Source organism: Halovulum dunhuangense (genome assembly GCF_013093415.1).
In the GTDB taxonomy this organism is placed as follows: Bacteria; Pseudomonadota; Alphaproteobacteria; order Rhodobacterales; family Rhodobacteraceae; genus Halovulum; species Halovulum dunhuangense.
In genome coordinates, this window is the sequence record NZ_JABFBC010000007.1 from 1 (window position 1) to 26,564 (window position 26,564).

At 65.2% G+C, this 26,564-nt stretch carries 28 protein-coding genes and 1 pseudogene; 12 read left to right on the top strand and 17 right to left on the bottom strand.

Annotation, left to right across the window (positions count from 1 at the left end):
- Positions 1–94 precede the first annotated feature (94 nt).
- Positions 95–574, top strand: coding sequence for a DUF411 domain-containing protein (locus tag HMH01_RS17075; RefSeq protein ID WP_171327015.1), 480 nt, complete (start codon positions 95–97; stop codon positions 572–574).
- 65 nt (positions 575–639) lie between these two features.
- Here the strand turns inward: HMH01_RS17075 and HMH01_RS17080 are convergent, their stop codons facing one another.
- The 5 genes from HMH01_RS17080 to HMH01_RS17095 all read right to left on the bottom strand — a co-directional run bounded on the left by HMH01_RS17080 (position 640) and on the right by HMH01_RS17095 (position 5,002).
- A complete protein-coding gene (locus tag HMH01_RS17080; protein ID WP_171327016.1) occupies positions 640–804 on the bottom strand; it encodes a DUF3309 family protein in 165 nt (54 codons plus the stop codon).
- 72 nt (positions 805–876) lie between these two features.
- A complete protein-coding gene (locus tag HMH01_RS17975; RefSeq protein ID WP_281365988.1) occupies positions 877–1,002 on the bottom strand; it encodes a hypothetical protein in 126 nt (41 codons plus the stop codon).
- Between the two features lie 355 nt (positions 1,003–1,357).
- A complete protein-coding gene (locus HMH01_RS17085) occupies positions 1,358–2,059 on the bottom strand; it encodes a VIT1/CCC1 transporter family protein (protein ID WP_171327017.1) in 702 nt (233 codons plus the stop codon).
- Positions 2,060–2,488: 429 nt separating this feature from the next.
- The gene (locus HMH01_RS17090; RefSeq protein ID WP_246237470.1) at positions 2,489–2,938 is read right to left on the bottom strand and encodes a hypothetical protein; all 450 of its coding nucleotides are present in this window, start codon (positions 2,936–2,938) and stop codon (positions 2,489–2,491) included.
- A 75-nt stretch (positions 2,939–3,013) separates the two neighbouring features.
- Positions 3,014–5,002 (bottom strand): OmpA family protein, encoded by a 1,989-nt coding sequence (locus HMH01_RS17095; RefSeq protein WP_171327019.1) that lies wholly within the window; start codon positions 5,000–5,002, stop codon positions 3,014–3,016.
- A 408-nt stretch (positions 5,003–5,410) separates the two neighbouring features.
- Between HMH01_RS17095 and HMH01_RS17100 the strand changes: the two genes are divergently transcribed.
- Together HMH01_RS17100 and HMH01_RS17105 are read left to right on the top strand one after the other, a co-directional pair.
- The gene (locus HMH01_RS17100; RefSeq protein ID WP_171327020.1) at positions 5,411–6,052 is read left to right on the top strand and encodes a YiaD family glycine zipper/OmpA-like lipoprotein; all 642 of its coding nucleotides are present in this window, start codon (positions 5,411–5,413) and stop codon (positions 6,050–6,052) included.
- Between the two features lie 271 nt (positions 6,053–6,323).
- Positions 6,324–6,518, top strand: coding sequence for a hypothetical protein (locus tag HMH01_RS17105; protein WP_171327021.1), 195 nt, complete (start codon positions 6,324–6,326; stop codon positions 6,516–6,518).
- Positions 6,519–6,571: 53 nt separating this feature from the next.
- On the opposite strand, the gene HMH01_RS17110 is transcribed toward HMH01_RS17105, so the two are convergent.
- Entirely contained in the window at positions 6,572–7,315 is a 744-nt protein-coding gene (locus tag HMH01_RS17110) for a Crp/Fnr family transcriptional regulator (RefSeq protein ID WP_171327022.1), read from the bottom strand.
- Between the two features lie 163 nt (positions 7,316–7,478).
- Between HMH01_RS17110 and HMH01_RS17115 the strand changes: the two genes are divergently transcribed.
- Positions 7,479–7,712 carry a hypothetical protein gene (locus HMH01_RS17115; protein WP_171327023.1) on the top strand — a complete coding sequence of 78 codons (234 nt, stop codon included), beginning with the start codon at positions 7,479–7,481 and terminating at the stop codon, positions 7,710–7,712.
- Positions 7,713–7,828: 116 nt separating this feature from the next.
- Here the strand turns inward: HMH01_RS17115 and HMH01_RS17120 are convergent, their stop codons facing one another.
- Positions 7,829–8,008, bottom strand: a complete 180-nt coding sequence (locus HMH01_RS17120; RefSeq protein ID WP_171327024.1) for a CsbD family protein — start codon at positions 8,006–8,008, stop codon at positions 7,829–7,831.
- A gap of 181 nt (positions 8,009–8,189) precedes the next feature.
- On the bottom strand, positions 8,190–8,351 hold the full coding sequence (locus tag HMH01_RS17125) for a hypothetical protein (protein WP_171327014.1): 162 nt from the start codon (positions 8,349–8,351) through the stop codon (positions 8,190–8,192).
- A 68-nt stretch (positions 8,352–8,419) separates the two neighbouring features.
- Between HMH01_RS17125 and HMH01_RS17760 the strand changes: the two are divergent.
- Positions 8,420–8,689: pseudogene (locus HMH01_RS17760) on the top strand (IS3 family transposase); the annotation flags it as partial.
- Positions 8,690–8,762: 73 nt separating this feature from the next.
- On the opposite strand, the gene HMH01_RS17135 reads toward HMH01_RS17760, so the two are convergent.
- Positions 8,763–9,931, bottom strand: a protein-coding gene (locus HMH01_RS17135; protein WP_171327026.1) for an IS3 family transposase whose coding sequence is annotated in 2 segments (ribosomal slippage) — positions 8,763–9,667 and positions 9,667–9,931 — 1,170 coding nt in all. Because the reading frame shifts where the segments join, the coding sequence is not laid out codon by codon here.
- Positions 9,932–10,253: 322 nt separating this feature from the next.
- On the opposite strand from HMH01_RS17135, the gene HMH01_RS17140 reads away from it, so the two are divergent.
- Positions 10,254–10,715 (top strand): hypothetical protein, encoded by a 462-nt coding sequence (locus tag HMH01_RS17140; RefSeq protein ID WP_171327027.1) that lies wholly within the window; start codon positions 10,254–10,256, stop codon positions 10,713–10,715.
- 6 nt (positions 10,716–10,721) lie between these two features.
- Here the strand turns inward: HMH01_RS17140 and HMH01_RS17145 are convergent, their stop codons facing one another.
- The 4 genes from HMH01_RS17145 to HMH01_RS17160 all read right to left on the bottom strand — a co-directional run bounded on the left by HMH01_RS17145 (position 10,722) and on the right by HMH01_RS17160 (position 14,049).
- Entirely contained in the window at positions 10,722–11,882 is a 1,161-nt protein-coding gene (locus HMH01_RS17145) for an MFS transporter (protein ID WP_171327028.1), read from the bottom strand.
- A gap of 57 nt (positions 11,883–11,939) precedes the next feature.
- On the bottom strand, positions 11,940–12,992 hold the full coding sequence (locus HMH01_RS17150) for a permease (RefSeq protein WP_171327029.1): 1,053 nt from the start codon (positions 12,990–12,992) through the stop codon (positions 11,940–11,942).
- Between the two features lie 55 nt (positions 12,993–13,047).
- Positions 13,048–13,365 (bottom strand): ArsR/SmtB family transcription factor, encoded by a 318-nt coding sequence (locus tag HMH01_RS17155; RefSeq protein ID WP_171327030.1) that lies wholly within the window; start codon positions 13,363–13,365, stop codon positions 13,048–13,050.
- Positions 13,366–13,635: 270 nt separating this feature from the next.
- A complete protein-coding gene (locus HMH01_RS17160) occupies positions 13,636–14,049 on the bottom strand; it encodes an OsmC family protein (protein ID WP_171327031.1) in 414 nt (137 codons plus the stop codon).
- Between the two features lie 634 nt (positions 14,050–14,683).
- On the opposite strand from HMH01_RS17160, the gene HMH01_RS17165 reads away from it, so the two are divergent.
- The 4 genes from HMH01_RS17165 (at position 14,684) to HMH01_RS17180 (ending at position 17,290) form a co-directional block, all read left to right on the top strand.
- Positions 14,684–15,208 (top strand): TIGR00645 family protein, encoded by a 525-nt coding sequence (locus tag HMH01_RS17165; protein WP_171327032.1) that lies wholly within the window; start codon positions 14,684–14,686, stop codon positions 15,206–15,208.
- A gap of 44 nt (positions 15,209–15,252) precedes the next feature.
- Positions 15,253–15,552, top strand: coding sequence for a hypothetical protein (locus HMH01_RS17170; RefSeq protein ID WP_171327033.1), 300 nt, complete (start codon positions 15,253–15,255; stop codon positions 15,550–15,552).
- A gap of 242 nt (positions 15,553–15,794) precedes the next feature.
- Entirely contained in the window at positions 15,795–15,962 is a 168-nt protein-coding gene (locus tag HMH01_RS17980) for an exopolysaccharide biosynthesis protein (RefSeq protein ID WP_343035395.1), read from the top strand.
- A 38-nt stretch (positions 15,963–16,000) separates the two neighbouring features.
- A complete protein-coding gene (locus HMH01_RS17180) occupies positions 16,001–17,290 on the top strand; it encodes a hemolysin family protein (protein ID WP_171327034.1) in 1,290 nt (429 codons plus the stop codon).
- Here the strand turns inward: HMH01_RS17180 and HMH01_RS17185 are convergent, their stop codons facing one another.
- The 3 genes from HMH01_RS17185 to HMH01_RS17195 form a co-directional block, all read right to left on the bottom strand.
- Positions 17,291–18,283 (bottom strand): calcium/sodium antiporter, encoded by a 993-nt coding sequence (locus HMH01_RS17185; protein ID WP_171327035.1) that lies wholly within the window; start codon positions 18,281–18,283, stop codon positions 17,291–17,293.
- Between the two features lie 897 nt (positions 18,284–19,180).
- On the bottom strand, positions 19,181–19,726 hold the full coding sequence (locus HMH01_RS17190) for a GNAT family N-acetyltransferase (RefSeq protein WP_171327036.1): 546 nt from the start codon (positions 19,724–19,726) through the stop codon (positions 19,181–19,183).
- On the bottom strand, positions 19,716–20,024 hold the full coding sequence (locus HMH01_RS17195) for a type II toxin -antitoxin system TacA 1-like antitoxin (protein WP_171327037.1): 309 nt from the start codon (positions 20,022–20,024) through the stop codon (positions 19,716–19,718). The genes HMH01_RS17190 and HMH01_RS17195 overlap by 11 nt, the downstream gene beginning before the upstream one ends.
- Positions 20,025–22,159: 2,135 nt before the next feature.
- Between HMH01_RS17195 and HMH01_RS17200 the strand changes: the two genes are divergently transcribed.
- On the top strand, positions 22,160–23,524 hold the full coding sequence (locus HMH01_RS17200; RefSeq protein WP_171327038.1) for a hypothetical protein: 1,365 nt from the start codon (positions 22,160–22,162) through the stop codon (positions 23,522–23,524).
- 591 nt (positions 23,525–24,115) lie between these two features.
- On the opposite strand, the gene HMH01_RS17205 is transcribed toward HMH01_RS17200, so the two are convergent.
- Positions 24,116–24,538, bottom strand: coding sequence for a helix-turn-helix domain-containing protein (locus HMH01_RS17205; protein WP_171327039.1), 423 nt, complete (start codon positions 24,536–24,538; stop codon positions 24,116–24,118).
- Positions 24,539–25,587: 1,049 nt separating this feature from the next.
- Between HMH01_RS17205 and HMH01_RS17210 the strand changes: the two genes are divergently transcribed.
- Positions 25,588–26,532 carry a tyrosine-type recombinase/integrase gene (locus HMH01_RS17210; RefSeq protein ID WP_171327040.1) on the top strand — a complete coding sequence of 315 codons (945 nt, stop codon included), beginning with the start codon at positions 25,588–25,590 and terminating at the stop codon, positions 26,530–26,532.
- The last annotated feature ends 32 nt before the right edge of the window (positions 26,533–26,564 follow it).

Below are 26,564 nucleotides of genomic sequence, written 5' to 3' on the forward strand. Positions count from 1 at the left end.
GTCATCGGTGTCGGTGATCGCGAATGCCCTGCGGCTCAGGCAGGTTGACCTCTGACCTGCCGGGACACACATGAAGTCCCGGAAGGAGAACCAGATGACCCCGAACACCTTGTCGCGCCGGATGCTTCTGGCCGGGGGCACCGCGCTGGTGGTGGCCTCGCCGCTCGGCCGCCTTGCGCAAGCCGCCGGACCGGCGATCCACGTGGTGAAGGATCCCAACTGCGGTTGCTGCTCGGCCTGGATCGAGATCCTCGAGCAGGACGGCTTTGCCGTGACGACCGAGGCCGCTGCCGGCACGGCTCTGATGCGCTACAAGCTGGAGAACGGCATCCCGCCGGAACTGGGCTCATGCCACACCGCGAGGGTGGAGGGTTACATGATCGAGGGCCATGTTCCCGCAGCAGACATTCGCCGACTGCTTGACGAACGCCCCGAGGCCGTCGGTCTCGCGGTTCCCGGCATGCCCTACGGCTCGCCCGGCATGGGCCCCGAAAGCGCGCGCGACGCCTATGATGTCCTGCTGGTGCAGCGGGACGGATCGGCAGACGTCTTCACCAGTTACGCCGCCGCCTGACGCAGGCCGGCCGGTCTCGCCCGGAACTCCACCTCAGCCGGGTGGAGTAGCGAGGGCACGCGGCATCACAGGCGGCCAAGCAGGACCAGCGCCAGGACGATGATGAGGATGGCGCCGATCACGCCGACGCCGCCATGCCCGTAGCCATAGCCATAGCCGCCGAAGCGACCGCTGAACCCCCCGAGCAGGAAGATGATCAGGATGATGACGAGAATGGTGCCGAGCGTCATGACGTTTCCTCCATCGACGCGCTTCTGTGACCTGCTGGCCGCGACCGCACGCCCCGCGGCGGCCCCGGCTGATCAGTTTCCTTCGATCGTGACGCCCTGCTCGCCGATCTCGATGTCGATGCCGCTCTGGCTTTCCTGGTAGTACAGGTAGCCGATCACGAGCAGGCCCGCGACGAGCACGGCGATGACCAGTAACATTCCGCTGCGACCCATGGTGATCCACCTTTCACACGCCGCTACCTCGCAGCGCTTGCCCTCGAGAATTGCGTATCGGCCGCCCTGGTGCCCGACCGAGGCACGCGGTCAGCCTCCATTGCCGAATTTTCGCGCGGCCATTCCGCCTGCCGAACCCACCCCCGAGATCCCCGTCCGCCGCGAATGCGCCTCTGAAAGGTGCAGGATGCCTGAAAGCTAGCAACTTCAGCCGGATGCGAGTTGACGGAAGTCAACCGAAAGCGCCTCCCCGAGGGCGCGGAGACGCCGCCCGAAATGCCGGCCCGGGGCCGTGCGCGGCTCGGCCCCTGCGTTCTGCCATCCCCCGCAGGCCATTCCCCTACCCGACCGTCACACCGAAAAGCATCCCGACCAACGCCGTCGCAGCCATCGCAAGGGCGCCCCAGAAAGTCACCCTTGCAGCGCCCCTGGCAATCCCCGCACCGCCGGCGGAAGCACCTGATGCGCCCAGCACCGCCAGGGCAACAAGGGTGGACGCCGCCACCATGACGGTGACCTGCGAGGCAGGTGACAGGAGAGCTATGATTAGCGGGACCGCGGCCCCGACCGCAAAGGTCAGCGCGGACACCACCGCGGCCTGTATCGGATGCGCCATCACCGTTTCCGAAATGCCCAACTCGTCGCGGGCATGCGTGCGGAGCGCGTCATGCGCGGTCAGCTGATGGGCGACCTTTCCGGCAAGGTCGCGATCGAGCCCGCGCGCAACGTAGATCTGCGTCAGCTCTTCCAGTTCCCGGGCCGGTGTTTCTGCCAGTTCGCCCGTCTCGCGCAGGATGTCCGCCCGTTCGGCGTCGGTCTGGGAACTGACCGAGACGTACTCACCGGCGGCCATCGACATCGCGCCGGCAACCAGCCCGGCAAGCCCGGCAACAAGCACCTCGGGTTTGCCCGAGCCTGCGGCGGCAACCCCGACGATCAGGCTCGATGTCGAGACGATCCCGTCATTTGCGCCCAGAACGGCCGCACGAAGCCAGCCTATCCTGTGCACCATGTGGACTTCGGAATGCGAAAGGCGGCTCATGAAAGAACTCCTTCAAGCCTTGCGGGTTATCTGCCTGCAGGAGGGCGTCGATCAGCCCGCATCCACCAGCAGCACCCGAACAGCAAACGGGCCGACACGCCCCATGGATGCCGTATCCCGATGGCAACATGACACGAGACGACAGGCGCGGGATTGATACAGGTCTGTTTAAGGGGCGCCTGCTCGCATTGCGGGCTTGTGGAAAAGCCGATCGCCCCTGGTCTGACCCTGGTGACGCTGCAACGGCCATGTCCAAGTTTGCCATCATGTGGGCGCGACCATCGCCTTGTGCCTGGTGACAATTCCTCCAGGGTCACTCTCGTACGCGCGGATCGGCATCACGCTTGTCAGATCCCGGCGACATGGCGTTGTTTGCAGCACTCCGGATCCCGAAACCCTACGGAACGGTCGCCCTGCCGCCACCGGTCATCACAGTGACTGCTTCAGCAGGGCCGCGGCTGCGAGGGCGTGTTCCTTCCGGTGGTAGTCGCCCCGAAACTTGCCGTCGAGCCGCACCTCCCAGATCCCGCTTCGCTCGCGCACCTGGACCCGGCCCTGCTTTGCCGGGTACTGCGCGGACGGGCCACGCGATCCAGTCCCCTCCGGATGCTCTTCCGCGCCCAGAGGCTCCCGCCTCCGGGGCGCCATCGCCTCTCCCATGAGCATGATGGAACGGATGAACTCTTCCGCGTAGTCGTCGGTTTCAAGGTGGTCCTGTTCGTGATGCGCCATGCGCATCGGTTCGACGAAGCGTTCCTTCAGGTGGTCGATGAACCGCGGCTCGGTGCGGGCCATGTAGGCGATGAGGGCCTGCAGCACCCTTTCATGGGCAAGCACCCGCCGCTCCAGTTCGGTGGTCTCCGGCAGGGGTGTCGTCATGGTAGGTTTCATCCTTTTTCCTGCGCTTGCTGCGCGCTCGTCCCTCTAGCCAGGCGGTGGCCCGTGGCCGCGACACTACCGCACCAGGGCCGTGATCCTGCGGACGGCGACGCGCCGGTTGAGCCGCTCGGCCGCCTGCGTCTGGATCTTCAGGAAGCGTTCGCCATAGCCCTGCACGACCATGTTCTCGACCGGAACACCGAAATACTCGCTGAACGCGAGCGCCACGGACTCGGCCCTGCGATCCGACAGAAGCAGATTGTGTCCGGCGCTTCCGACCGCGTCGGTATGGCCCTCTACCAGGAACAGCTCGGTGGGATCTTCACGGATCAGGTCGCGCATCAGCAGGCCCATCTCCTCGAGGAGTTCGGCCTGCGACGGTTGCAACGCGGCAGAGTCCGTGGCGAAGGTGATCGCGCCGAGGTTGATCTCGGGCGCAAGTTCGCGCACATCGGCATACTCCCGGACCTGCCGCAGGCTGAAGCTGCGCCCAAGGATCCGCTGATCGGCCGCCAACAGCGCCTGGCGCAGGCTTTCCCGGTCGGACGCCGCCCGGTAGTCGTAGTCGTCAAAGGCTGGCCTTGGCAGATCCGCGAAGTTCACCGGCTCGAACACGCGGGTATCATCGATCAGCAGGTATTCGCGCCCGTCCGGGTCCACCCGCCGGCGCTGCAGGACGCGCCCGGTGGAATCCCGGACCGTGATGATACGGGTTCCATCGTCGCGGGTGACGACGGTTCGCGACGAGCCATCGCTGAAGCGCTCGGTGCGCACTTCCGCGCCTGGCTCTCGAAGAAGCGCATCGTCATCCTTGAGCACGCTGTAGGTGCCATCGTCATCGACCACGATCACACGGTCGCCGGTATTGGCCTCCACCCGCTGGCCGTTGGACAGGATCGCGCCGACCACTACCGCGCCGAGGGCCAGGAGGCCCGCCTTCTCGAGGTTGCTCAGCCCGGAGTCGCTGTCCGCGGTCGCCGTTGCGGCCGTATCGGCGGCTTCCGTGTCACTGCGATCGGTCTGTGCATCGCGGCGCCATTCGACGAATTCCTCGCTGCTCGAGCGGCGGTCGCCTTCGTCGACTTCCTCGATGGCGACTTCAGCCTCGCTCGCGGCCCCGGTGCTCGTTTCGGTGTCGGCAGCGATGGCGTCGATTGTCTCCGGGGTCAGCTCATCGACACAGCGGATGGTTCCGTCGGCATCGACGATCTCGGCTGCACAGTCCTGCGCAACGGGAGCGGACGGTTCGGTCGTTCCCGAGGCGGCCTCCGTTTCCGAGGGCGCGCCCTCTTCGGCAGCGGCGGCATCGGCCTCGGGTTCGGCCGCTGCGTCTGCTTCGGCGTCTGCCGCTGCTTCGGCGTCTGCCTCTGCTTCAGCCGCCGCTTCAGCTTCTGTTTCAGCCGTCGCTTCGGCTTCTGCCGCTGCTTCTGCCTCTGCCACTCCGGCGTCTTTCGCGGCCTCTTCCGCGGCCTGTGTCTCTGCCGCCGCATCTACTTCGGCCTGAGCCTCCGCTTCCGCTTCAGCCGCCGCCTCTGCTTCAGCCGCCGCTTCCGCCTGCGCCTCGGCCTCGTCTGCGGCAGCCGCTTCCGCCTCGGCTGCAGCCTCTGCGGCCGCCTCGGCTTCGGCGGCAAGCCAGCTGGCCGTATCGACCGCCTCGGTGGCGCGCAATTCGGCATCCGCGGCGGCGCGTTCCAGCTTCTCTGCCTCGGCTTTGGTCTTCCCGGTGGCGTCGGCTTCGGCGGATGCACGTGCGGCCGCCTCTGCCTCGAGCCTGGCGCGATCAGCGGCCTCCACCGCATCCGTCACGCGCGCCTCGGCCGCGACCAGAAGCTCCGCGAGATGCTGTTCGCAGGCGCGGGCCTCGTCGATCATCGCCTCGGCGCAGATCTCCACGAAGGTGGGACGTGCCGCGCGCTCGTTTCCCGATCCGCGCCCGGGCGCCTCAGCGTTTTCGGTGGCGTTCTCGTTGGCGCGCGGCGCGGGCTGGGCCAGCGCCGGAAACGGCTGAGCGAGCGACAGCGCGGCAAGAAGCGCCGTGGTGGTTCGCAGGGAATTGGTCGGCATCTGTTCACCTCGACACGGTTGCATTGGGGTCCGCGGGAAAACGTCGTCTTCCGTCGAAACCGGAGGCGCCCGCTGCGTCGGCGACAGCCCGCGATCGACCGAACGCGCGACGCGCCGAAAGCTTCGCCGGGCGCCGTATCCCGAAGCAAACCTACCACGGGACGACTCGGCCCCGACTGATCTGCGTCTGCTTTCCTCGATATGTCCTCTGTTCGGCGGGAATGCGCCGCCGCATCGGCGGCAAAGGTCCGACACCTGCCCCATCCTGTGGCGACAGGCGGGCGTAAGGGGCCACGGGGCCTAACACAGATCAGGATACCTCATCGTGATTCATGCCATTTTCCAAGGAGTTCGGTGTGATCGCCTGGCAGCGACTGTCCAGGGCTCACCCAGGAAAGGACACGCGAGATGTGCTATCATGACAAGGTGATCATTGCCGTTGCTGCCGCAACCTTTGGGCTATCCGGCTGCACCTACAATGAAGGGACCGCGAACCAGCCCGCGACCGGAGCCGTCATCGGCGGGCTGACCGGGGCTGCGGCCGGCCAGATCATCGGCGGGGATACCCGCTCGACCCTGATCGGCGGGGCGATCGGTGCAGCGGTCGGCGGCGCGATCGGTGCCCAGATGGCCAGCCAGGAACGCGAGTTGCGCCAGTCGCTGGCCGGAACCGGCGCCGATGTGCTGAACGCCGGCTCCCAGCTTCGGGTGATCCTGCCGGAGGCGGTGACCTTCAGAACCGCCTCCTCGGTTGTCGATCCCGGCTTCCGGCCCGCGCTCAGGGCGATCTCGGACAGCTTGCAGCGCCATCCGAACTCGACCGTGCGGGTCGTGGGCCACACCGACAACGTCGGATCGGCCGCCTACAACAACCAACTCAGCCGGGACCGCGCGATGGCTGTCGCGATGGAGCTTGTGGCCGCCGGCACGTCCGCCTCAAGGATGACCGTGTCGGGGCGCGGCTACTACGAGCCGATCACATCGAACGCGACCGCGGCCGGGCGGGCGCAGAACCGCAGGGTCGAGATCATCATAACGCCAACGAACTGATCGGGATCGCCGGCGGCGCTTGCTGGACGGGCCGGGCAAAAGCCCGCGCCCGTCCATTCCGTTTTCAGGGGGCAAAGAATCCATGTCCGCACCAACCTGCATCAGCTTCGCCGCCGCCCCGTCCCGCTATGGTCCTCGGGACGGCAGCAATTTTCGCCGTCGGTCGTTTGTATCGAGTATCGACGAAGCTTCCCGGTTCGCTGACCGGGCATCGTTCCGGCCCGGCCGGGCGGCTTCGTCAGTTCGAACAGACCAGCAAGGGAACAAGCACATGGAAAACAAGACCCCGATGTCCGGCACCGCTGACAAGATGAAGGCCGTCAAGGCAGCCTGGGACAAGGCGCCCGCCGGTCCCAAGAAGGACGAGGCGTTGACGCATTACAAGGCGGCCGAAAAAGCGCTCGCCGCGAAGAACGAGGGTGAGTGCACCCGTGAGCTCGAAGCGGCGCGCCGCGCGCTCTCCTGATCTTCGAAAGCGAATGACGACATCTCCCCGGCAGGCTTGCCGGGGAGAACGCCTCACCGCAGCCGGGGACCGTCCTGATCCAGGTATCCCGGCTCGAAGCCCGCAAGCTCCGTCAGCCGGGCGAAATCGTCAAAGACGACGCGCCCCTTCCTGAAGGTCACGAGCCCCTCCTCGCGCAGATGGCGAAGGACGCGGTTCACATGGACCGCGCTCAGACCCAGCGCATCGGCCAGGTGATACTGCGTCAGCGGGCAATTGAAACCCTTCGCATCCCCCACGCCCACCAGCTTCAACCGTTCCCCGAGCTCCAGCAGGAAATGCGCCATGCGCACCTCGGCCGAGCGACGGCCGAGATCCACCAGATGCTCCACCACCATCGCCTCGTCCCTGGAAGCAGCCCAGAGCACGGCCGTTGCCAGCCGGGGAGCGTTCGCGAACGCGTTCATGATGTCCGGGGCAAGCACCTCTGAAACCTCGATCCCGGTGATCGCCTCGATGCTGTGATCGGCCGTGCGAAACAGGATGCTGCGCAGCCCGAGAATGTCGCCCGGAACCTGGAAGTCCACGATCTGCCGCGCCCCGTCCGGCAGCATCTTGTAGGAACAGGCCCAGCCCTTTGCCAGGATGAAGGCGGATGTGTTCTTCTGGCCCTCATGCACCATCTCGTGCCCGGACCGAAACCTGCGACGCCGTCGGTACAGGCTCGCAAGAGTTTCTAGATCGGTGTCCGAAAGGGCGACGAACACCGACAGTTTTCTGGATAACGGACTGTCCAGGCTCAACACGCCCCCCTTCATCCTTGCATCTGCGTCAGCTTGTTCCCCTGTTCAGATACCGCGGATCGGGCGCCGAAAGCTGCTGCATGTCAGTTCTGCCCGCGGGAATGCGGCTATCATGGCAAAATCGCTCGGCTGACTTAGCCTGGCCCCAACCGCCGCAAAACAGGAGGCGACCCCCCTCATGCCCGTTCCCAACGACATCGCCGGACTTGCCGCGCTTTCCATCTGCGAGTCGTTGCTGCTGGCCCTGAACGATCGCAAGATCCTGCCGGAAAACGAGATTGTCGGCGTGCTCTCGGATGCTGCGGCGGCGCACATGCACGCGCCTGCGGGCGGCGATGACGCGATGCACGCAGCCGTTGCAGCCCTTATCAACGGCATCCTGGCCGGCGGCAATTCTGTCCGCAGACCCTGATCCACCCCGCAGCAAGACCCGTCGAGTCCCCTCTGACGCGACACGAGTGGCGGCTCCGATAGGTGTCCTCCGCCCGGGCCAGAAAATCGGAAAGCGCGGATACTCCCAGCCGGAACCTAGCGCGAGCCCCTGCGCAGGGCATCCTTGAGCTTGCCGAATGCCTTCTGGAAAAAGCCCTCGGCCTTTTCGATCTTGCCCTCGGCCTCGAGCACCTTGTCGCCCGATGCCTTGCCAAGCCCTTCCTTGATCGAGCCTTCGACCTGCTTGGCGGTCCCCTTGATGCGGTCCTTCTCCATGACTGTGACTCCTGTGTGGATACTGGATCCCCGCGCGCCCTTCATACGGTCGGACGGGCGGAGACCCCGTGTGCATCAGCTTCGACCATTGGCGCGCGCGCAGCGCCAAAATGCGTCAGTGCGGCTCCGGCCGGCAGGGTCGCGTCGGTCCGGTTCACGGGAAATGCCCGGGCGCCCGGGCTCAGCGCAGCCCGAGAAACCCCAGAATGAACAGCACGATCACGATAAGTCCGACGATGTATATGATCTGGTTCATCAATTTCCCCCGCGCTTGATGATCGGCCCGTGGCAGGCCGTCCGTACGGCCGAGACTAGCCCACGGCGGATAAAGCAAGGCTGACATGGATCAGCCCAGAGTGCCGTGGCGTGTATGAGCGGAACGCAGGATCAAGGGTTCGGGGTCGAGATGTCCTGGCCCGAGGAATTCGTCGCATCAGCCGAACTCATCCGACCGGTGCCTGGCACTGGCGTGTCTACGGCGTCCGCAAGGTCTGGCACCAATTGCGCCGCGAGGGCTTCAACCTCGCCCGCTGCACAGTCGCAGGGTTGGTGAAGGACATGGGTATTCAAGGCATTATCCGGGGCAAGCCGCACAGGACGACGATCCCCGACAAGAAGGCGCCCTGTCCGCTGGACAAGGTGAACCGCCAGTTCCGGGTGCCGGCACCCAACATGCTCTGGGGTCGTCCATTGAGGCGCCATTGGTTCGAGCCAATGGACTGGCCTGCCCCCATCGGGTGGTCCGGTTTCAGTCTTAGTGCATGACGGGTCTTGGCGCTACGGCTGGCGTGGCCGGCGAAGTGGCTCCGGATGGCGAAGCCGGACACGAGATGACCTCGGGGGCCGGCGGCCTGTAGCCCAGCGATGAGTGCGGGCGCTTGGTGTTGTAATGCCGGCGCCAGCTCTCGATGACGATCTTCGCCTCGGCCAGGCTGTAGAAGATCTCGCCGTTGAGGAGTTCGTCGCGGAGCTTGGCGTTGAAGCTCTCGCAGTATCCGTTCTCCCAAGGGCTGCCCGGCTCGATGTAGGCGGTCCTTGCGTCGACGGCAGCGATCCAGTCCCGCACAGCCTTGGCCACGAACTCCGGGCCGTTGTCCGACCTGATGTGTTCGGGCACGCCTCGCAGGATGAACAGGTCGGACAATACGTCGATGACATCCGTCGACCGCAGCTTCCGGTCGATGCGGATCGCCAGGCATTCGCGTGAGAACTCGTCGATGAGGTTCAGCATACGGAACTTCCTTCCGTCGTGGGTCCGGGCCTCGACGAAGTCGTAGGACCAGACGTGGTTCGGACGCTCGGGCCGCAGACGGACGCAGGACCCGTCGTTGAGCCAGAGCCTCGACTTCTTCGGTTGCTTCTGGGGAACCTTGAGCCCCTCCCGCCGCCATATCCGTTCGACCCGCTTCACGTTCACCGCCCAGCCGGCCTCCCGAAGGAGCGCCGTGATACGCCGGTAGCCGTAGCGTCCGTACTGCGAGGCGAGCGCGATGATGTCCGCGGTCAGCGCGTCTTCATCGGCCCTTCCGCGCGGCATCTTCCGCTGGGTCGACCGATGCTGCCCGAGCACGCGACAGGCGAACCGCTCCGAGATGCGGAACTTCTGCCGGGCGTGGTCGATGCAAGCACGACGGCGGGCGGGGCTCAGAAGTTTCCCGACGCGGCCTCGCGCAAGATGAGCTTCTCGAGCGTCAGGTCGGAGACCGCCTTCCGAAGCCGTTCGTTCTCCTTCTCGAGTTCCTTGAGCCGCTTCACCTGGTCGGTCTTCAGGCCGCCGAACTCCTTGCGCCACCGGTAATAGGTGAACTGGGTCACGCCGATCGACCGCACCGCCTCGGCCACCGACTGGCCCTGCGACACGAGTACATCGACCTGGCGGAGTTTCGCGACGATCTCTTCGGGCTTGTACTTCTTCTGGGGCATTCCTTCGTCCTCCATCTGGCTCGAAAGCCTACTTCAGGGAGGACCACTTTTCAGGGGGCAGACCACTTCCGCGACCGAAGAGCCGTCTTCCGTTGCGCTGGCCACAGTCCCGGGCACTAGTTGCAATTCCAGCGAGAGCCGCGATCTTTCAGCAATCGGCTGTGCCAATCCCCGGCAACTCAGACATGGGTGTGACAGCGACAATTATGCCCACACCAGACACCGACTGCAGCAGCCGATCGGTTTCCCCGAGATGCGTGCGGAGGTCCGCTGCGTCGGACCGGCCACAATGCTCACGAGGCTGCGGGACCGGACCGAGGAGATGCGGTCGAAACTGGCCGCCGACCCCGGCGCGCCGTGGATCCAGGAGACGGTCGCCCGCCTTCTGCCATGGGAGCGCCCAAAGATTAGGCCCTGCGGCGACAAGCTTATCATCTCGAAGTACTCCCACGGCGGTGAACTGGCATCGGCCAGCCTGTTTCCAAAGACCCACGCGCAGGTGCGCGGGCTCGGAGAGAATGTCTATGAGCATTGGATCGCCTCCGGTCGCAACTGGATGAAAGTTCAGTGGCAGGTCAGGCAGCATGTCGCAGATCAGGCCCTGAGACCTCCTGAGAGCGCCGCTGACGGCAGGCAGGCGATTAAGCCTTGGAGAACAGCCGCCAATCTGTCGGTTTTTTTTGATGTTTCGCTGTTCTTCACTTCGATGCAGGGCGAGCATGTGCCGCCGCACCCATCAACCATTCTTCCGGGATCTGCTACCGCTGCAAGGGATGGAGACTAAGGACGCTTAGGGCTTCTTCAACAGGAGCAGAGCGATCAGCGCAGCGAGCCCGATCCCCGCGGTCAGCCAGATCGCCGAAAGCCCCCAGGCCGTCAGTGCCGCCCCGAAGATGAGCGGGGCCGCCGCCTGCAGGATGCGCGCCGGGGCGTTGAGCCAGCCGATGCGCCGCCCGTAGCCGCCTGCGCCGAACAGCGCCAGGGGCAGCGTGCCCTTGGCGATGGTCAGGATGCCGTTCCCCGCCCCGTGCAGCAGCGCGAAGGCATAGGCAGCAGGCCTTCCGAAGGTGACGAGCGCCACCGCGGCAAGAGGATGCGCCGCGGCAGCCGCACGCGTCGAGATCAGCGGATGGAACCGGCGCAGCAGGCCGAACTCAAGCAGCCTTGCGGCGACCTGCGCCGGGCCGATCAGGGCGCCGGCCGCGATGGCGACGGCCGTGCTCGCCCCCGCGGCCTGCAGCAGTCCCGGCAGATGCGCGGCCATGGCGGTCGAATTGAACCAGGTCGCCGCAAAGACGAAGGCCAGCAAGCCAAGCGCCATGCGTGACGGTGGCGGCCCGTCCTCGACCGGCGAGGTCGGGGCCGCTTTCGATCCGGTGCCCTTCGGCAGGCAGGCATTCAGTGGCAGGGCGACAAGCAGGTGGATCAGCGCCCAGCCGATGCAGGCCTCGCGCCAGCCCCATGTCGCCAGCATCAGTCCCGAAAGCGGCCAGCCCACCGTACTGGCGAAGCCCGCGATCAGGGTGATGCCGGTGATCGGCCCGCGCGCCTCCTTTCCGTAGATCCCCGCCAACGTGGCGAAGCCTGCCTCGTAGAGCCCGATCCCCATGCCGAGCCCGATCACCGCCCAGCCCGCGAAAAGCACAAGGGGCGCAGGGGCCACGGCAAGCAGGCAAAGCCCCGCCGCGAACACGAGGTTCGACAGCATCAGCACGCCCCGCCCCCCCGCGCCGTCGATCCGCGCCCCGGCCCATGGCCCGACCATCGCCGAGACCACCATCGCCATGGAAAACGCGCCGAACACCCAGACCGGCGACAGGCCAAGGTCTTCGGCCATCGGCACCGCCAGAACCGCGGGGATGTAGTAGCTGGACGCCCAGCTGACCGTGAGGGACGAGCCGAGGGCGGCGACGATCAGCCCGCGCCGCGCTGGAGACAGTCTTGGGATCATGATGGCGTTTCAATCAGGAAGGGAACGACCGGGCCGGGGCGCCCGGTCGCAACAGGCTCATGCAATCGAGATCCAGAGCTGGAAAAGCAATCCCGAAGCGAAGGCGCCGGTCAGCGACAGGCCGATATAGAGCGCAAAGACCTGTGGCCGCGCCAGTGCCCAGACCGCCATCGCCGCCGGGATCGAGGTGACGCCGCCGGCCACGAGGAAGGCCATGCCGGCACCGGGCGCCATGCCCTGCTCGATCAGCCCGCCGACCAGCGGCAGCGCGGCATACCCGTTCAGATAGGCGGGCACGCCCACCAGCGTTGCGGTCACGATGGGCAGCAGCCCCTCGCCTCCCAGCGCCGCGGTGACGGTCTCGGCCGGGATCCAGGCCAGCATCAGGCTTTCCAGGATGAAGGCGAGCGTCAGCCACTTTGCCAGAAACAGCGTCGTGCTCAGCGCGGTCCTTCCGAACTTCGCACGGCGATCCGCGTCGTCCCAGAAGCGCCAGGCCACGGGCTTGGGCGCGCGGATCTTGGCGCCGCCGCAACCGCCGTTGCCGATGCCGTCGCGCAGCGGATCGGAGAAGGCGCCGCCCTTCATCATCAGGTGGACCACGGTGCCGCCGAACACGCCGAGCCCGATGGCGGCAATGGTCTTAGCGACCGCGAACTCGAGGTCCAGCACCCCCGCCGTCAGCACGAACATCGACGGGTCCATGATCGGCGAGGCCAGCCAGAAGGCCATGACGGCGGAAAGCGGCACGCCCATCGCCAGGAGTGCGGCGATCAGCGGGATCACCCCGCAGGAGCAGAAGGGCGAGACGCCCCCGGCCAGCGCGCCCAACCCGATCATCAGCACGGGCGCGCCGGTGAAGGCCCGGGCGATCAGGTTGTCGGCGCCGGTCGCGTTCGCCCAGGCGGCAATGGCTATGGACAGGATCAGGAACGGCGCGGTGCCCAGCAGCGCATCGCCCGCGAAAAGCGCAGTTTCGGCGGACTGCTCCGTGTCGAACACCACCAGCGCCACGAGGATCAGCGCCGACGCAAGCCAGACCCGCTGATCCTGCCAGAGATGGCGCAGCGCGGACCGGAGGCCCGGTGTCGGCAGGGTCGTGTCAATCATCACCAGATCTCCGGATTTGCCGTTGTTTCATGCCGCAAAAAAAGGTGCACCCGTCTCATGCGGCATCCTCCGCCGAGCGGACCGTGACCCCGGCGCAGCATTCGGAGGTCAGGAACCCGACAAGCGCGTGCATCGCCGGAAAATCGACGCAGTTGAACACCTCGCGGCCCTGCCTCTCCTGAAGCACCAGCCCGGCATCGACCAGGGTGGACAGGTGATGCGCAAGCGTCGAGGGCGCCAGTCCCAGATGCTCGCCGATGTCGCTGACCCGCAGCCCCTCATCCCCCGCCTTCACCAGCAGGCGAAAGATCGACAGGCGGGCATCATGGCCAAGGGCGGCAAGGGCGCGGGCGTTGGGGCTGATCGTGGTCATGGCATCAACATAACTACAATTCTAGTTTTGTAAATGGTTCCCTCGCGTGGACGGAGAGGCATGGCGCGAAGGCATGTCCTTCGTGAGGCGCCGATCCGATGACAGCCCGAGCTACCGAGCGCATTGGCGCCCTGCGCCACGCCGATTGCGCGCGCCACCAGTTCTTGATCGCCTCGGGCAATTCGTGACGGATCTGCCCGCCCCTCGCTGTCACGTCCTCGGCAATCGCCTGAAGTTCTTGGTTATTTTACGCGCCCAAGGTCCATCAGCTCAATCGACCGCTGCCTTTCTGCGGATTGTCCCATCCAGCTTCGTGGCCGCCGACACGGTGTTGAAGATCGTACCATACTTGCGAACGTTCTGATGCATCAGCGCGAGCTTGCGATCGTCCTCGTCGGTGTCGATGATCAGCTCGTAAGTGATTTCCGCCATGAAGGGCAGGCTGTCCTGACGCAGACCGCGCAGCTTCACTTCCACGCCGCGGTAGGAAAAATGGTTCAACGGCGCAACGCGCTCGATCCCCTTGATCATGCAGGCCGCAACGGCCGCCAACAACAGCTCTGCCGGGTTGAACGCATCCATGCGGCCCTTGACGTCAGTATCGAGCGCGATCTCGGCTTTCCCGGCCTGTGCGAGCGCGCCGTGTTGGTCGATGCGCCGTGCCGTGACTTGATATTCCAGCATCGCCTTTACTCCATTCGCTGAAGGCAATCTGCGCGATCATCGGCATGACAAGGTCGAGTGCTGGCCCCAGATCCTTCATGATTGAACGCCCATTCGCGATCACGCAGGGGCGCCTTGACCCACATCAAGATTGCCAGATCCCAGGGTTTACCGTTGCCCGGACAGATAGGATGCCCGCCTCGACCGGTGACAACAGTGGCAGATGTTGGAATGCAGGCTCAGGCGTTCGCAATGCAGTAGCGGCCATATTGGAAACACCACCACGGACGATCATATCCAGCCGCTGAAGACAGCAACTTCGTGCTGCCTCAAGCTGGAGCAAAAGCGCCCTAAAACCCGGCCCGGTGGCACCACGCGCGATAGTGCTCTGCCCCCTGAGAACTGGACCGTTTGGAGCTGGAGTTTTCGGCTAAGCTTTCCGGTCTGGCAGAGGAGCTGAGAACGATGAAGGCATCGAAGTTCACGGAGGCGCAGAAGGCGTTCATCGCTGGTGGCGTTTGCGAATTCGAGATGACAAGTGCCACAGTCCGCTGAAGGCAAGGCAAGCCTCAATGACCCGTCGATGCGTGTAGCCGCATCACGCAGGATGCTGTAAGGCCCTTCCTCAGCGATCACCCGAGCGTAGAGCAGCCTTATGGAACGCCTCATCGAGCGCAGCCTCTTTGCCAGCCGCTGGCTGCTTGCCCCAATGTATCTGGGCCTCGTTCTCACCATAGCCGTCCTTGTCTGGATCTTTGCGCTGGAGCTTTTCCGCTTCGTCACCGGGATTGCGACGATGAGCGTGGACGACGCGATCCTCGGCGTGCTGGCGTTGATCGACCTGAGCCTCGCCGCCAACCTGCTGATGATCGTGATCTTTTCAGGCTACGAGAATTTCGTGAGCCGGATGGACCTCGAGGGGCATGTGGACCGTCCCGACTGGCAGGGCGACGTCGATTTCTCGGCACTCAAGCTCAAGCTCGTCGCCTCCATCGTGGCGATCTCCGGCATCCATCTGCTCAAGGTGTTCATGGATGTGGGCAAGTACGAGACGGAACAGATCCGCTGGATGGTCATCATCCACCTCGTCTTCGTCGTCTCAGGCGTGCTGCTGGCGGCGATGGACTGGATCGCGAACCACGCGAAGAGGCTGAAGAAAGCCAAGCCGGCCACGGATTGAGGCGGTGACTAGCGGGGACGATATGTTGCCGGAAGGAGAACTGAATGGAAAAGCTCCGCGCCCTCTGGATGGGCAATCTTCCCCTGTCCGAGGCATTCTGGGGCTGGACGGTGGTAGGCGGCCTGCTCGTTAATGTCAGCACGAGCGTCGTTTTCCTCATTCTGCTCACCTATGACCAGCCGTTGCCGGCGCTGGCCGTTGGATACGGGCTGTCGCTGCCCTTCAATCTCATGGTGGTTGTGGGCGTGTGGCGCTCGGCGGCAAGGTATGATGGCCCCCCGCTTCACGCGACGCTGGCTCGGGGCGTCAGCGTCGCGCTCATGAGCGTCCTCAGCCTGACCTGATGCAGGGGCATCTCCGGGGTCCATGGATGACTAGGCCACCGGGCCGGTTCCGCCGCTCATGCCAGCGGAGCGTCCTGCGGGGGTCACGTCCCTGCGCGCCATTCCTTGCGACCGCCGCAGTGCTCAAGGCCAGCCTCGCGCCGGAGCACGGGAGCTAGAACAGATGCTCCCTGCCAGCGCAAAAGGAGCGGAGGCAGAGCGCTTGTCTTTCCTGCGAGGGAATTGTTGCGCCTTTCAGCGCAATCCCCGCGCTTGCCATCTGCGTGATCGCGCTGGGCATCCTCGAACGTGACAGCCTGTGGATCGCGCTAGGAACGCTGCTGGGCCTTGTGTCGCTTCTGATCGTGGTGGGCGTGGTCTATGCTCTGGTCAAGTCCGCGCTCTACCTGCTGGTCAACACCTTTGCCTGACGCGCCGCGGCGCGGGCTTTACCACGGAACGCAATCACATGCTTCTCGAGATCCTGATCGTCCTTGCCCTGACCCTGGTGAACGGCGTGCTCGCCATGTCCGAGCTTGCCATCGTGTCGTCGCGGCCGGCCCGCCTGCAGGTCCTCGCCGACAATGGCAGCCGCGGCGCGGCCATTGCCCTCAGGCTTGCAGCCAATCCGGGCAGGTTCCTCTCGAGCGGACAGATCGGCATCACGCTTGTGGGGGTTCTCTCCGGCGCCTTTTCGGGCGCCACGCTGGGCGTGCGGCTTGCCGATGCGCTGGCCGGCGTTGGAATGAGCGAGGGCCTCGCGCAGACCCTGGGTGTGGGCGGCGTTGTCGTCGCGATCACCTATCTCTCGCTGGTGTTCGGCGAGCTTGTCCCCAAGCAGATCGCCCTGCGCGCGCCCGAGGCGGTCGCCGTGCGGATCGCGCCGCTTCTGAACCTGATCGCGATCGTCGCGGCCCCGATCGTCTGGCTGCTCGACCGCTCCGGCCGGGCCGTGCTTGCACTTCTGGGCCAATCGGGCCGGGCGGATCGCGGGGTGACTGACGAAGAGGTGAAGCTGGTGCTATCGGAGGCGCATTCCGCCGGCGTCATGGAGAAGGCGGAGACCGAGATGATCGCCGGTGTCATGCGCATCGCGGACCGCACCGCGCGCGGCCTCATGGTGCCGCGCCACGAGGTCGAGGTGGTCGATGTCAAGGATAGTGCTGACGTGGTCATCCGCCGCTTCCGCGAAACCGGGCATTCCCGCCTGCCGGTCCGCGACGGCCGCGCGGACAACATCGTGGGTGTGCTGAAGTCGCGCGACTTCCTCGATCCCGGCCCGGCCACGCCGGGGGTTCGCGAGGTCATGATCGAGGCGCCGGTGGTGCAGGACGGCATGGCCGCGCTCGACGTGCTGGAAACGCTTCGGAAATCCCCGGCCCACATGGTGCTCGTCTATGACGAATACGGGCATTTCGAGGGGATCATCACGCCGATGGACATCCTGCAGGCCATTGCCGGCGAGTTCCCCGAAGGCGAGGAGGCCGAACCGAGGCTTGTTGCGCGCGAGGATGGCAGCCTGCTGGTCGCGGGCTGGATGCCGGCCGACGAGTTCGCCGACCGCATCGGCCTGACCCTCGAGGAGGATCGTGACTTCGAGACGGTGGCGGGGCTCGTGATCGACCGGATAGGCCGCCTCCCCGCCCTCGGCGACAATCTGGACCTGGGTCCCTGGCGGATCGAGGTGGTGGACCTCGACGGCCGCCGCATCGACAAGCTGCTGGCCACGAAACGCGCCGCGGACCTAAGCCGCAGCTGATCAGGGCCACAGCACGAACAGGTAGATCCCATAGCCTGCCAGCAGCGCCGCGCCTTCCCGGCGCGAGATCCGCAGGCCGGTCCAGGCAAAAGCCACGAGCGCGAGCGAGACGCCGATCATCACCAGGTTGTCGAAGCGCACGATCTCGACCGGCACGGCTCCGGGCGCGATCAGGGCCGTAGCACCCCCGATCCCGAGGATGTTGTAGATGTTGGATCCGACAATATTGCCGAAGGCCACGTCGCCCTGCCGCCGCAACCCGGCGACAACCGAAGTGACAAATTCGGGCATCGAGGTGCCGACGGCCACGATGGTCAGGCCGATCACCGTCTCCGAGATGCCGAAGTCGCGCGCAAGCGTCACCGCGCCGCTGACCAGCAGTCGACCGCCCAGAACGACGAGAACAAGCCCGCCGAGCGCGATCGCCGCCGACCAGCCGAGCGAGCGCGCGGGAGGATGCGGCGGCGCAAGCGCGGGGTCGGCCTCCTGCAGCGCGAGGCTCTTGTCGTAGACAGCCCCATGATCGGCAGTGTGGTCGGCAGCCGGCGCCCTGCGTTCCTGCCGGAAGGCGAGGTAGACATAGGCCATAAGCATCGCGAGAAACGCCGCCCCGACCAGCCGTCCCAGCGGCATCGCGAGCGACAGCATGGCAAAGAGCGCAGCGACGGCCACCATGACCGCCCCGTCCCGCCGCAGCGCGGTCGAGGCGATCGCCATCGGGCTGATGAGTGCGGCAACGCCCGCGATCAGCAGGATGTTCGCGATGTTGGATCCGACGATGTTGCCATAGGCGATCCCGGGCGCATCGCTGAGCGCCGCCTGCACCGAGATGACAAGCTCGGGCGTGGACGTACCGAAACCCACGAGCGTCAGCCCGATGACCAGCGGCGAGACGCCGAGCCTTGTCGCGACCTGAACCGAGCCTCGGACGAGAAACTCTCCGCCTGCGATGAGCAGGGCAAAGCCGGCGAGGAGCGTCAGAACAGTCACCATGCCGTACATCCCTTCATCATCTGCTGGGTTTCAGCATCAGATGTGGGGGCTGAACAGGGTTGTCCAACCCTGCAGTCTAAGTTTCGAGGGACAAGATGCCGATCTTGGCGGGCGCTTATGGCCTTCAATATGCCTGACCGGCTCATCGAAAGCTCGAAGTCTCACCAACGCTCGGCAAGCATCGGGATCTTACAGTAACCGCGCCATGGCAGCGTTAGCGGTAGACCTATCTGCTGAACACCAAGCTCTGCATTCGGATCGCGCGGCACGAAATGCTCGCCCGGATCCCGGCGGCTTCGGCATGATCGCGGACCAAGTTTGTTTCATAGGCACGATCCGCTATTAGGGTCGCTCCGGAGCCGACATCTGCCATGAGCAGCTCCGCTTCGATCGCATCGCCGGCCTGTGGACTTGTCGGGAGAATGTGGAGAGCACCAACTGAGGAACGAGGAGGTGATCCATGGGAAACGGGAACAGACCGACACCGGAGTTTCAGCGTGAGGCGGAGCGGCTGGCGCTGACCAGCGGTCGGACGCCGCGTGTGATCGCTGAGGACGTCGGCATCGGGTTTACGCAACCGCTGATCCGATACACCGCCGCCGGCCGGGACACGCGTTCTTTTTTTCAAGGCATCTGCCCGGACCGGCTTATGCAGGTGACGCCGAGCGCTGCCTTTCCCGAATGGCCCCGGGATACCCGTGTCGCGAGTAGACGCCGTCTCTGTGCCGGAGCATTCCCCAGGCCGGGCTTGACCCGGTGGCGGCGGCAGGCATGCGAGTATAATCTCAGATATGGAAACAGTAACGAGGCGCCGCCCCAGCGTTGAGGTGGGAGCCCATGCAGGCGGCAGGCCGCATGTTACCCCAGCTTGACCCTACTCCAATTCGACCGGGACCGTCAGCCCAGGGTCGCGCGCACATCTGCCATCGGAAAGTAGACGCGGTGCGGGTTGCCCGGATCACCGAGGGGCTTGAACCCAAGCTCGGCGTAGAAGTTCCAGCGATCTTCAAACTTCCCATCCTCCAATACGTCGAGCACGATGGCCGCGGCGCCCATCTGGTACGAGATGCGCACACAACGTCGCATGGCATCGACAAGGAGAGCCGTCCCGAGGCCCCTGCCCTGCATGTCCTTCCGCACGGCCAACCCGCGAATGTAGATCACCGGGATGTCGGGCACTCTGGCCCTCTGCCAGCTCCTTGGTCCCGGGTCCGGCCGGACTGCCATGGCGCCGAGCGTATAGAAGCCGAGCACCGCAGGATCCCCGTCTGCGGTTGCTATCCAGGCGGCGACCATCCCCGCTTTCACCTGCTCCGAGAGCGACGACTTCAGGAAATTATCAATGGGACCGTAGCCACAGGAAAACGCGGTGCGGTCATGGAATGCCTTGTCGAACCGGCTGATCGACAGAGCAGGCCTGTCCGCCGCGGCCTCAGCCCGCATCCTTCAGGATGCCCTTGGAGGCTTCCGCCGCGCGTGCAAGCCCCGGCAAGACCTGAGCGGGCGCCTCGACTGCTGCCCTGAAGGCCCCGAACGCGTCCTCGGGCAAAAGGGAGAGAGAGACGCGCCGCTCCACCTCCTCGGCGCGCAGAAGGGCCGCCTGACGGATGAAGTCAGCCTCCTGCAGACCGGTCGCCGCCGCGGCCGCCCTGATGCGCTCCTCATCTGCGCGGTGCATACGCACCTCCTTGCGCGCTTCCATCTTGCCCGGGGTCGGGATGACGGTTCCAATGGCAAACATGGCTGGCCTCCTTGATGCGCGTCATGTACGGGCAAACGCCGTACATGTCAATGCACACCATGGACTGGCGGCGCTCCGCGCATGGGTCAGGTGGATGTCCGTAACTGGGCCGCGGAGCACCCCGATCGGCCACCTAAGCTCGAGCAGACTGCGCGGCGCCGGAGCAGGGCACCCCACCACGCCAGATGACCGGCCTGAGAGGCGCTGAAAGCGGCGCAGGAGCCGCGAGCCGTGTTGCCCATATCAGCACTCACCCAGCACCCCTAGCGGCCATCAGCGCGGCTTTCTGGGGCTCTCGCCGGTACCGGACGGCTTGCAGTGCATGGCCCGGTCCGATGCGGATGGAAGACGTCCAATAGGTCCGAGCAGCCGCGGGCTGGTGACGACCAGTCACGCAGTCGGCCCTGACGTAACCGAGCGGCCCCACGCCCTGACCGGGAGCGGCATAGGCACGGGCCCGGTACAGGCATTGCCGGCTGCACCATCGCGACCAGCCGCACTGTGACACCCGCCCATAACGATGACGCGCTGAGACCGGTGCAGGAGGCGCGAGTCGTGTTGCGTATATGTCACTATGCCGGACGCCGCTAGCGGCCGTCAGCGACGCTCCTGGAGGCTCTCAGCGTGCACTGCGGCCTGAGCCTGGGACAGCCGGATCTCCGGACACCGCCCGACCGTCCGTAACTATAAGGATCCACCCCCAGGCCGCCCGGAATTGCCGACACCCGGCAGCATGGCTTCCCCGCCGCATCTAGGACTTCCAGATTCCGTCCCACGCGCTTCCCACTGATGCCGCTCGAGAGCGGAGACGAGCCTTTCCCCAATCCCGGGCAGCTGCCCATGGATCGGTCCATGGCAGTCTGCGCGTGTGGAGACGGATTCACGCGGGCGCCCTCTGGACACGCGCTGCGGGAGTACATAGCTCGCGCTCGCAACGGACAGGAGCAGCGGCATGACGTGGCAGCATAAGCCCCGGCCCCCGAGGGCATACGGAAGCAGGATGAGTGGCTGCGTGACATCTATGCCAAGACCTTCGACCTGTGCGGCTCCGGTCATGCCGTCCGACCGTGCCGTCACGCGTCAGCAGCAGCGCCGCAGCCTAATCGAGACCTGATGCCCCCGACAGATCAACAGACCCGACGCGGCCTTCGCCGCGAACGCGGAGGTCATGCCGTGCCGCCCTATCCGAACACCGATGCACCAGCCCCAACGTGTACGCCATGGGCATCACCTTGGGATGGCAGGTCCATGCTGGAGCGCATCCGCGGTCGAGACGTAGCGATGGATGCTGGGACTGCAGGTCCGGCAGCGGCACCAGTGGCCGCCGCGCCATGGACTGCCTGCTGCGGATCCATGGCAGTACCAGAGCGATCCAGCTGCCCAGACCCGAACCACGCGCCTGGGAGCCGTCCGGTGATCGCGGCCCGGAGCATCGCCGGCATAGAATGGCGCGCTGGGAGGCGTCCGGTAACGGACGCCCCGTGGTCAGACCGGCAGAGCACCCGACTCAGATCCGTGCCGGTATCGGACCGCTTCAGCACGACGGTCGAAAGCGCTGCTCAGAGCCGTCCGGCAGGCTCGGGCAGAGTGACGGTGGTGTGGTGGGACGCCCGCCAACGCATGATGCCCGCACCGGATCCGGCCCATGCAGTCAACCAAGGCGCAGTCCATGGAAGCGGTCCGGTGGCGGCCAAGGCGAGCATGAAGCATCGACCGAGGCGGACCGTCGGCGCCCCCGTACCGGAGCGGTCGCAGGCAACCGCGAGGCATCTCGCTGGAAGGCGTCCGGTAACGGCGTGCTCGTTCGCTCTGCACACAGCAGGCGACTCGAGCGCCTTCCACGTACCTGAGCGGTTCTGCGGGCAGATACGCAGCACGCCAACCAAAGGCTGTCCGGTCGCGCGCCGACCGTCGGTCAACGCCGACGGTCAGGGCAGGCGCTACCGCAAAGCTGCCGCAGCCATTCCGGTTGGAACACGGCCCAGGCCCGCGGCAGTATTGGGGCGGGTCATGCGCCAGACGTCAGCGGTACAACCATAAGGTGTGGCTGCAGGCAATGATGCGCCCAAAGCTGCAGCCAGCCGCACCCAACCCGGGCCTTATAGAAGGGCAATCCCCAAAGGATCGAGCAACCAATGTACTCCGGACAATCCAGAAACAACCGATACGACTACGCCTATCGATCGAAGCCGATGTCGCTCGAAATACCCCTCAAATTTGCCGACACCAAGAGTTATCGGGACCTGTTCGGCGACCCGCCCCCCGAAGATCTGAGCCTGACCTATCTTTGGCAGCCCCCCAAGTCGGACGCCTCCTGGTTCTCGGAGCGCTATCGCCTGACCCCGGACTTCGACCTGAGCCGCTACACCGCAAGTGCCGAGGTGGACTACATCCGGATCGGCTTCACAACTGCCGGCCATCTGAACCGCGCGAGGCTCTCGACGCGCCTTCGTGAGGCCATCGGTGTGAGCGTGTCGATCGAGCCCACTCACCCGGGCAGCTCGGGTCATACGCATACCGCGAGGATCCAGCAGCCGACGCGCACGCTCACCGAAACGCTGATCAAGTTGCTTGGTGAGCAGAAGGGGCTCAGCTGCACCGGAACGATCGAGGAGATCGAGATCAGCGTCGACTGGTATGCGAACGACGAGTCCGATGCGGACCGGTGGCTGATGACAGAGCTGCTGTGGCGCCACCTGCTGCCCGATGCCGATTACTGGCGGGACCTCGGTAGCTTCCCGCGATGCTGCTGGGGTGGCAGCAGGGAAACGCGACACCTGCTGACGATACCCTCCGAGGACAAGACGCATGACGACGCGAAGCAACCGGAGCGCTACGGCGTCCCGCTCGGGGTGGATCCGATACGCGATGCAGCCCTAGAGCTAAAAAACTACAATCGGCCCAAAGCCAACGGAACGATCTACTACGGGGCGCGGGACGCAGCCGCTATGACAGGGGACCATCCAGGCGTGAGCTTCCGGATCATGCACAAGGTCATCGACAATCAGAAGCGTGCGGCGGGAACCAGAACCGTTCTCGACGAAGGGGAGCGGCGCGCTCGGATGGAGATCACGCTGCGAGGACCGGCGCTGGATGAGCTGCGGGTATCCAGGCTCGATGATCTTCCCGCGGCCATCAAGAAGATCAGGAAGCGCTTCTTCCGGTTCTACATCCCGACGATGGTCTATGCCGGGCCGGAGCCGGTGAACGTTGAACAGCTGGTACAGGCGATCCGGGTTCCCAGGTACGAGACAGCATTCCGGAAAGCGGGTGTGTTCGGGCTCGCCATGTACCAGTGGGCCGAGAAGGAACAGCGGCGCGCCTTCAACAGACGTGCGCGCAAGTATGACATGGACCTGATGAACCACTCGATGCTCCCGTCGGTGCCCGAGAAGCGGTTCAACAAATTCACCGAACTGAACGAGAGAGCGAGAAAGACGCTCGACCGGCTCTCAACGACCTGGAAGGGCCAACAGGACGCCCAGATGGATCAGGCTTGAGCTGAGCAGGAACCGCGCTGGGGGAGAAGATGCGCGATCCATCGTCCGGGTTTGACGCGACCTCAATAGGGGGGGGAGAAACAAGGACAAAGACAGAGGAAGAGCAATGAACGGTGACGCAGCTCGTCTTCACTGCCTGTCTTCCTCTCCCTCGGACTCTGTATGCCTGGACACTGGACGCTTCTGTCTGGATGTAACCGTCTGTCACCTGACAGCCAAAAATGAAGGCAGGAATGAATTCATCTTTATAAAGTTACTAAGGCGCGTCCCGAACCATGGGGCTGAGGCGTCGAAAATCGTACAGTGTGCGCAAGCACCGGGCCTTGTCAGCCTGGGGTATACCACGCTTTGGAGGTTCGGTGAGGCCGGCAGGGATGTGCCAGCGTGACAGTCAAACTGCGGCGGAAAAACCACGTCAGCGCTGACTTGATGGAGATGCTGAGACACGGGTCGCCAACCCCGGTTTTTCGCCGCGTCATGACGGCCTCGGAGCCGACAGCCCCTAGTGGGGGCAGGCTCCCGCCAACATGGATCAGGGTGCACGGTCGATGGCGAACGACACCCCAGACCCACGCCGGCGGTGGTCAGGCCTCACTCCCTGGGGAAGCCGGCATGGGTCTCCTTCATCTCGAAGAGCTCGCGGAAGAGCACGACGAGGGCGTCGCGCATGGCCGGGCTGAGATCGAGGTCGCGCCCCTCGCGCGCCTCGTCATAGGCGTCGATCAGCACCTCCTCGTCCCGGGTCAGCGGCTGGCCGAGATAGCTCACGAGCACGCGCCACGTCTCGGGCTGGTACTCGCGCAACGCGGTCCGCAGGAAGGGCACCGGGTCGACGCCACAGGCACGCGCGAGGGCGGGGATCCGCTCGATCGGCACCCGCGTCTCGCCTGTCTTCATCATGGAGATCATGTTGGGCTTGTCGAAGCCTGCCCGCGCGGCGACCTCGCGCTGGCTGAGGCCGGAGAAGGCGAGCGCGCGCTCGAGGAATTCGGCGGTGCGGCTGGTTCTGGTCATCGGGACGCGTCCTTTCGTTGTGCGTTAACGACGCTTCTTGATAGTCGCGACAGTCAGATCCTCGTGCGTCGGGGCCCAAGCAGGCGCGGTGGCGCGATGCGCTCCGGGTTGGTTCTGCTAAAGGCGTCAAAGGAGCGTCCGTGGCGGCGTGCAGCATTGAGCGCAGGGGTACGTACCCCCTGACGCAAGGAACCAGCCACGCGCGCTCTCAGAGAGCCTGGCGCACTTTGGTCGATGGTCCGACGCGCTCCGGGACATGTCTTGCGAAATGCTTCGAGTGAGTGTCCGTGGCGGCGTCGAGCTTGGCGCGCAGGGGTATGTACCCCCGCACTCACGGAACCAGCCACGCGCGCCCTCAGAGAGCCTGGCGCACACTGACCGCTGGCTCGACGCCCTCCGGGACCTATCTTGCGAAATGCTTCGAGGGTCTGTCCATGGCGGCGTCCAGCTTGGGGCGCAGGGGTCCGTACCCCCGCACTCACGATGCCAGCCGCGCGAGTTCCCAGAGAGTCTGGCGCGCTTTTGCCTGCACACCGAAGCCCCGCTTTGTTTCCGATACCGCATCAGTTGAACTGCCGCGCCACAGCCCACGCCACCCGCTCCCTCTGCCGTTTGCGCCCCCGGAGGAACCCGCCCGCACCCCCGACGCTCAAACTTCTACGTAGAGAAAAACGCCAAAATCGCACGTAGATAGAACGCAGATAGGACGCATTTAATCCCTCTATCTATCTGGATTGAAGCGATTTTCTATTTTTCGGGTTATGCCGGGCAAAACGGGCCCCGGACGCATTTCTGGATGCGTTCCCACCGGCGTCGCCAGCGGGCGATCGCCTTCTTCGGAGCCGGCCCAGAGACCTCGACGGCGAGGCTCCACGCTCCACAAAGCCTGCGCCTCCGCGCTACCGGGCAGCCTAGGCGACTTGGTTCGACCTTTCACGGCTAGAACGCTGATAAATGGGATTTTTCCGCGCTTCCGCTTGGGAAAGCGCCCGACGGCGCTCTGCACATGTCGTATAATAGATGCAGCATCGAACAGACACGAGGACACCATGAGCAGGACCGACAAGACCATCCGCGACGCAGCACAGGCCTGGCTGAAGACCTGCGAGCGCAACGGGCTCGAGCGCGCGACGCTGCGCAGCTATCGCGGGCATTTCGACCACCACATCGACAAGAAGATCGGAAGTCTGCTGGTCGCGGAGCTGACCCGAGCGGAGGTGCGCGACTTCATCGACGAGCTGCAGGACGACGGGGTCTCCCGGTCCATGACCAAGAAGGTGCTCGCCAGTCTGCGCGCGATGCTCGCCGAGGCGGTCGAGCGCGAATGGATCCCGCACAACGTGGCCAGCGACGTGAAGATGAAGCGCAACCGCCGGGAGGAGGCCGAGCGGGTGATCCCGACCAAGGACGAGATCCGCAGGATGATCACCGCCGCCCCCGAGCGTCACCGCCCCTTCATCGTGACGGCGATCTTCACCGGCATGCGCATGTCCGAGCTGCGGGGGCTTTCCTGGGACCAGGTCGATTTCGACCGCCGGGTGATTGAGGTGGTCCAGCGCGCGGACCGCTTCAACGAACTCGGCAAGCCCAAGAGCCGCACCAGCAAGCGCGTCATCCCGATGGCACCGAGCGTGGTGAAGGAGCTGAGCGCCTGGAAGGCTATCTGCCCTCCCGGGCCCGACAACCTTGTCTTCCCGAATGGAGCTGGACGGATCGAGAACCATTCGAACATCTACCAGCGGGTGTTCAAGCCGCTCCTGGTCGACAACGGGATCGTCGACGAGGACGGCAAGCCGCGCTTCGGCTTTCACGCGCTCCGCCATGCGGCCGCATCCCTCTTCATCGAGCAGGGCTGGCCCGCGAAGAAGGTGCAGGCGATCCTCGGGCACTCCTCGATCACCATGACGATGGATGTCTACGGTCACCTGTTCGAGAGCCCGGAGGAGGACGTGGCGCTGTTCGAGAAGATGGAGCGCGACCTGATGGCCGCGTGAAAAGCTGACCGGCGGCTTGGCAGATCAAGGGC

What these genes read in the sequence shown, in the direction of transcription:
- HMH01_RS17075 (WP_171327015.1), top strand. Translation starts at nt 95, where the DNA reads ATGACCCCGAACACCTTGTCGCGCCGGATGCTTCTGGCCGGGGGCACC.
- HMH01_RS17080 (WP_171327016.1), bottom strand. Translation starts at nt 804, where the DNA reads ATGACGCTCGGCACCATTCTCGTCATCATCCTGATCATCTTCCTGCTC.
- HMH01_RS17975 (WP_281365988.1), bottom strand. Translation starts at nt 1,002, where the DNA reads ATGTTACTGGTCATCGCCGTGCTCGTCGCGGGCCTGCTCGTGATCGGC.
- HMH01_RS17085 (WP_171327017.1), bottom strand. Translation starts at nt 2,059, where the DNA reads ATGAGCCGCCTTTCGCATTCCGAAGTCCACATGGTGCACAGGATAGGC.
- HMH01_RS17090 (WP_246237470.1), bottom strand. Translation starts at nt 2,938, where the DNA reads ATGACGACACCCCTGCCGGAGACCACCGAACTGGAGCGGCGGGTGCTT.
- HMH01_RS17095 (WP_171327019.1), bottom strand. Translation starts at nt 5,002, where the DNA reads ATGCCGACCAATTCCCTGCGAACCACCACGGCGCTTCTTGCCGCGCTG.
- HMH01_RS17100 (WP_171327020.1), top strand. Translation starts at nt 5,411, where the DNA reads ATGTGCTATCATGACAAGGTGATCATTGCCGTTGCTGCCGCAACCTTT.
- HMH01_RS17105 (WP_171327021.1), top strand. Translation starts at nt 6,324, where the DNA reads ATGGAAAACAAGACCCCGATGTCCGGCACCGCTGACAAGATGAAGGCC.
- HMH01_RS17110 (WP_171327022.1), bottom strand. Translation starts at nt 7,315, where the DNA reads ATGAAGGGGGGCGTGTTGAGCCTGGACAGTCCGTTATCCAGAAAACTG.
- HMH01_RS17115 (WP_171327023.1), top strand. Translation starts at nt 7,479, where the DNA reads ATGCCCGTTCCCAACGACATCGCCGGACTTGCCGCGCTTTCCATCTGC.
- HMH01_RS17120 (WP_171327024.1), bottom strand. Translation starts at nt 8,008, where the DNA reads ATGGAGAAGGACCGCATCAAGGGGACCGCCAAGCAGGTCGAAGGCTCG.
- HMH01_RS17125 (WP_171327014.1), bottom strand. Translation starts at nt 8,351, where the DNA reads ATGTCAGCCTTGCTTTATCCGCCGTGGGCTAGTCTCGGCCGTACGGAC.
- HMH01_RS17140 (WP_171327027.1), top strand. Translation starts at nt 10,254, where the DNA reads ATGCGGTCGAAACTGGCCGCCGACCCCGGCGCGCCGTGGATCCAGGAG.
- HMH01_RS17145 (WP_171327028.1), bottom strand. Translation starts at nt 11,882, where the DNA reads ATGATCCCAAGACTGTCTCCAGCGCGGCGCGGGCTGATCGTCGCCGCC.
- HMH01_RS17150 (WP_171327029.1), bottom strand. Translation starts at nt 12,992, where the DNA reads ATGATTGACACGACCCTGCCGACACCGGGCCTCCGGTCCGCGCTGCGC.
- HMH01_RS17155 (WP_171327030.1), bottom strand. Translation starts at nt 13,365, where the DNA reads ATGACCACGATCAGCCCCAACGCCCGCGCCCTTGCCGCCCTTGGCCAT.
- HMH01_RS17160 (WP_171327031.1), bottom strand. Translation starts at nt 14,049, where the DNA reads ATGCTGGAATATCAAGTCACGGCACGGCGCATCGACCAACACGGCGCG.
- HMH01_RS17165 (WP_171327032.1), top strand. Translation starts at nt 14,684, where the DNA reads ATGGAACGCCTCATCGAGCGCAGCCTCTTTGCCAGCCGCTGGCTGCTT.
- HMH01_RS17170 (WP_171327033.1), top strand. Translation starts at nt 15,253, where the DNA reads ATGGAAAAGCTCCGCGCCCTCTGGATGGGCAATCTTCCCCTGTCCGAG.
- HMH01_RS17180 (WP_171327034.1), top strand. Translation starts at nt 16,001, where the DNA reads ATGCTTCTCGAGATCCTGATCGTCCTTGCCCTGACCCTGGTGAACGGC.
- HMH01_RS17185 (WP_171327035.1), bottom strand. Translation starts at nt 18,283, where the DNA reads ATGGTGACTGTTCTGACGCTCCTCGCCGGCTTTGCCCTGCTCATCGCA.
- HMH01_RS17190 (WP_171327036.1), bottom strand. Translation starts at nt 19,726, where the DNA reads ATGCGGGCTGAGGCCGCGGCGGACAGGCCTGCTCTGTCGATCAGCCGG.
- HMH01_RS17195 (WP_171327037.1), bottom strand. Translation starts at nt 20,024, where the DNA reads ATGTTTGCCATTGGAACCGTCATCCCGACCCCGGGCAAGATGGAAGCG.
- HMH01_RS17200 (WP_171327038.1), top strand. Translation starts at nt 22,160, where the DNA reads ATGTACTCCGGACAATCCAGAAACAACCGATACGACTACGCCTATCGA.
- HMH01_RS17205 (WP_171327039.1), bottom strand. Translation starts at nt 24,538, where the DNA reads ATGACCAGAACCAGCCGCACCGCCGAATTCCTCGAGCGCGCGCTCGCC.
- HMH01_RS17210 (WP_171327040.1), top strand. Translation starts at nt 25,588, where the DNA reads ATGAGCAGGACCGACAAGACCATCCGCGACGCAGCACAGGCCTGGCTG.